The 5,154-nt window shown below is 43.0% G+C and carries 2 protein-coding genes; both read right to left on the reverse strand.

The genetic code is table 11. From position 1 onward, the window contains the following. The coding region (locus QUB13_RS30155) for an ATP-binding protein (RefSeq protein WP_333388697.1) at window positions 1-4,635 on the reverse strand (4,635 nt) is incomplete at its 3' end. A 75-nt stretch (window positions 4,636-4,710) separates the two neighbouring features. Then, on the reverse strand, window positions 4,711-5,154 hold a 444-nt coding region (locus tag QUB13_RS30160; RefSeq protein WP_333388700.1), incomplete at its 5' end, for a sensor histidine kinase.

The following is a 5,154-nucleotide window of genomic DNA, read 5'->3' on the forward strand; positions in this document are numbered from 1 at the left end:
AGCCGACATCTTTTCGCTTTGAATCATTTGCAATTGGCTTTGCTGCAAGTCATGCAAGGCTTGCTCTAGCTGTTGGGAATAAGTTTGTGCCTGTTCATAAAGTCGGGCATTTTGTAGGGAGATAGCAGCTTGAGCGCAAAGTAGATTCAGTAGCTCCACGCGATCGCTCGTAAACGCCCCCGTTACTAAAGTATTTTCTAGATATAAAAGGCCCATCAACTTACCTTGATGTAAAATGGGACTGCACAAGATACTAGAAGGCTGCTGACGAATGATATACGGATCGTTGGCTAGAGTCAGATCGGCACTAGCATCAATCAGCACAGCAGTTCGCCGCTCGTGCTTGACTTTGTAAATTAGTTTGTAGGGAATGTCTTGGCACTCTTCAATCGGAAGGTGTTGCAACACAACTGGTTCCAACCCCGCAATAATTGACCCTTCGATCAGCAAGCGTTGGTCTCGCAACAGGATTAACACGCATTTATTGGCTCCCGCATTTTCGATGACGATCGAAAGTAACGATGAAAGCAGTTTTTCAAATTCGATTTCACCTGAAATAGTTTGATAAGCTTTGAGAATTGCAGTTAAATCTAAAGCGACAGAGACACTACTACTGCTAGAAGTTGCTCCAATTGTGGAAGTGCGACTCCCCAAGGCGAAGATGGTTTCATGAGTGGAGAGGGGAGAACGGGTTTGCTGTAATATGGGAGCCAGCAGTTGGGGATAGCGCCTTTCCAAGTCGGCAACTTTAGCTTTAGCACCCCAACGAGCATAGGCATAGTAGGCGTTCGTGATGTAGGACTGAGCTATGAGTTCTTTGCCCCAGTCGAGGTAGAATTTGGCGGCTAGTTCGTTAGCAAGTGCTTCTTCTTGGATATAACCGTTTTCTTTGGCTCCTGAAATGGCGCGATCGTAATAGTCGATCGCTGAGGCTTTTTCACCTAACACTCGATGCTTTTCTGCTTCAACCAAATGCCACTTGTGCAAGTGGTTCATCGGTGCATGGTGTGCCCGCTTCTGCAACGAAGCCTGATTTTCTGCTACCCGCTGCAGGCGATCCGCTAATTCAGACTCCCCACTAAAATCCCCAGTTAAAGCCGCCAGAGAGTCATAGAAGTAAAAGATGGGCACTGTGACGTAACCTACCCCTGCTGCTAAATACTGTCTGCCCACAGTCGCAATTTCTGACAGGGATTGCGCCGTGTCACCAAACAGGTAGCTAAGAATCAATTTATGCAGATAGAACGAATGAAGCCCCATCAAATCGTTCGCTGCCAACAACTGGGGTAGGAACTGCGCCTCGTCGCACATATCACCCGCCAAAAGCTGGGGATTCTCAGCATTGCCCAACAAATTTAAAACCGCCTGTCCGAGCAGTTGAAAGTAGTTCAACGTCACAACCTGCTTGAGATTCTTTGGCATCTGGCTGTAGGTCTGGATGTCTCGCTCCAGCGTTAAGAGTTCCTGACTGCTGAAGTATGCCTGTTGGCAGGTATAAAGTGCAGCATAACCCGCAAATTCCAAATCTCCAGTGTCTAATCCAATTTGGTAGCCTTCCCGTAGAACTTGCAGTGACGTTTGCAAATGAGTAGTGCCATGTAGAACCACTGTCCCCAGTAAAAAGCGGGTTCTACATTCAACCTCCTTGGCATTGAATTTTTCGATTACTGCTAACGCTAGCTTGCCAGCGCGATCGGCTGCTTCCATGTCTTCTAAAATGCCATTCAACAGCAGACCATAGCTGACATAAAAGAAGGCAGAGAATGGCGCGTTTCCATATTGAATCGAGGCATTTACCTGCGACAGAATCAGTAATGGATATAAGGAAGGATTTGTATTATAAATGCCTGGTGCAGCGTTGGTGGCAATTTTCATCGCTGCCAGAGGTTCAGAGGCTGTCATAGCGGGCAGGTTTAATAACTCCTCGATCGCTCTACCCGCCAACAGGTTCACCGTATCCTCAAATCCCTGCCGGATATCTGACTGAGTAGGGCTATCGGGCAATGGAATACCCAATTGACTTAGCACTTGTTTGGCCAAGGCGCTCGCATCCAACAGTTGATGCTGCAATGTATGGTTTTGAATCTGAATTTCGTAGATTTTCACTCGATCGAGTAGTGTTTTCGCTTCTTGCAACACTATCTCGGCCCAATGTTCCATTTGCTCGAATTCTCCAGCAAGAAAGGCATTTTCAGCCGCCAATTCATGCAACATTAGAGCCAATTCATACTGACTTTGCCAGCAATCGGGCTTTAGCAGCGTGATTCCTGTAGTTGCGTAGGTCATAGCAGACTGATATGCGGTTGCAGACCTGGCTCTTTTGGCAGCGAGTCCGTTTAACTGGGCAATTTTCTCTCGTTCTGCGGGCTCCACGACCAATTTCAATCCCCAGTTTAGGTGATTGACGATATCAAATAGTTTGTTGGTCTGTTCTATGTCCGATGTGCGAGCGAGCAGCAGTTGACCTATATTCAGATGGATTGAAGCTTTCTGGCGATCGGGAATCAGGGAATAGGCGGCTTGTTGGACGCGATCGTGTAAAAATTTGTAGGTAACATTTTGAGATTTTTCTGAAGTAACGGATTGACTTTCTGCCCCTACATAAAATTTATAAACATCACCGATAGGTAAAATCAAACCTTCTGGCAATGCTTTCCATAAATTGGCTGCGGTTTCTACCTCTGATTGTTCTGAAACAATTGCTAATGTTGTTAAATCGAACTGATTGCCAATACAAGCGGCTAACTTCAGAATATTCTGGGTTGCTAAGGGTAACTTCTCTAACTGCAACGCCATAAATTCTAAGACATCATCGGTCAAGGCTTGTTGATTAATTTGGGACAGGTCGCATTGCCAACAGCCTAACTCTAAGTTAAATTGAATGAAATTTTCTTCGTGTAAGGCTTTGAGAAATTGGGTGGCAAAAAATGGGTTCCCTTTGGTTTTCTGATAGACTAACTGTGAAAGGGGTAATGCCAAATTTTCTGTACTTTTTAGGGTATCAGCGACTAATTGATTGATTTGAGATTGACTTAGGGGTGTTAAAGTAATAGTGTTAATGGTTGCTTGTTTTTTTTGAATTTCGCTCAAAGTCAACATTAATGGATGGGCTGGATTGACTTCGTTATCCCGATAAGCACCAACGATAAAAAGATGACCCGTATCAGCCATTAATAGCTGCATCAACTTTAATGATGCTGAATCGGCCCATTGTAAATCATCTAAAAAGAGCGTTAACGGATGTTCTGCACTGGTAAAAACTTTGGTAAATTTTTGAAATAATAAATTAAATCGATTTTGGGCTGCCGTTCCTGATAATTCCACGGCTGGTGGTTGTTCGCCAATGATTTTTTCTAATTCGGGAATGACTTCAATAATTACCTGACCGTTGTCTCCCACAGTTTCTAATATTTGATTTTTCCATTGCTTTAGTTGAACATCACTTTCGGTTAACAATTGCCCCATTAAATCCCGAAATGCTTGGACGAAAGCAGAGAAGGGAATATTGCGTTGAAATTGGTCGTATTTTCCTTTGATAAAATAACCGCGTTGCCTGACAATTGGCTTATGTACTTCGTTAACAATGGCTGTTTTCCCAATCCCCGAAAAACCTGCTACCAGCATCATTTCTGTTGCACCCATACTGACTCTTTCAAATGCTTGGAGTAGGGTTTTTACTTCGGTTTCTCGTCCATATAGTTTGTCGGGGATGAGAAAGCGATCGCACAGATCCCGTTGTCCAATTTCAAAGCTCTCAATCGAACCCGTAACTTGTAGTCGAGCTAAACACTTTTCTAAATCATATTTCAGTCCCAAAGCACTTTGATAGCGACCTTCGGCATTCTTTGCCATCAATTTGTTGACTATATCTGATAGTACAGACGGAATTTGTGGGTTAATTTCCTGTACTAAGGGTGCTGCTTTGGCAATATGACCATGTACTAACTCCATCAGGTCATTTGATTGAAATGGTAATTTACCTGTGAGTAATTCGTAGAAAGTTACACCTAAAGAATAAAAATCAGTTCGATAGTCAATTCCCCGATTCATTCTCCCGGTTTGTTCTGGAGAAATATAAGCGAGTGTCCCTTCTAAGATATTGGGATTTATCAAAGTTTGCGTTTCTCGCGGTAGCAAGGAGGCGATACTAAAGTCAATTAATTTGACTTGTTTAGTTTCGGGATTAATTAAGATATTACTGGGTTTGATGTCTTTGTGAATGATGCGTTCACGATACAATATATCTAAGGTATTGCACAGTGCGACTGCTATCTGTAAAAACTCGGTTAATGAGAGGGTGCTTTTCCCCTTTTGGGCCCATTCCTGCAAAGATACACCTCCAAAATCTTCCATGACTAACGCATAGCTATTTCGATACTGTTCCAGACTATAAGTTTGGACGATTAGAGGTGAGTTGATATTTTTAGCAATAGTGTATTGATTGCGAAACTGTACCAGTTCGCTGAAGGTGGGATAGTCATTTTTCAGCAGTTTTATGATGACAGGTAATTGGTCTGATGTACGGATTCCCCGATATACTACGGTGCGACTTCCTGAATAAACTGTTTCGACAATTTGATAGTTGAGAATTTGAGCGATTGTGGGATTGTTTGTATTGGGGTTAGAGTTATTCATAGCCGTTGTTATTTTAGAATTGAGCAGTGAGTAATTGGTTCGATGAATCTGAATGTCAGGGAAAGTTAACTTTTTTTAGGCTAGAGTTGGTAAGGAAATGATAAATTCTGTTCCTTGTCCCAGTATAGAGTTTACTTGGATAAAACCGCCATGTTTTTCTTCAATAATTTGCCGTGCGATCGCCAGTCCTAACCCCGTGCCTTTCCCTACACCCTTAGTAGTAAATAAATGGTCAAATATCTTTTGTTTGACTGATTCATTCATTCCACGACCATTATCAGCAATACTAATTTTCACCTGACGCTCTACTAAGGAGGTTTGAATGGTAATCCGATTGGGATTAGCTTTAATTTCTGCAAAACTCCGCCCAATATTTGATTCTTCTAAGGCATCGATCGCATTGGCGATAATATTCATAAACACCTGGTTAAGTTGTCCGGGAAAGCATTCGATCGCCGGAATATTGCCGTAGTCTTTGACTACTTCAATAGCGGGTCGCTGCTCGTTGGCTTTCAATCG

The sequence above is a fragment of the Microcoleus sp. B4-D4 genome, from assembly GCF_036705185.1.
Classification (GTDB): Bacteria; Cyanobacteriota; Cyanobacteriia; order Cyanobacteriales; family Microcoleaceae; genus Microcoleus.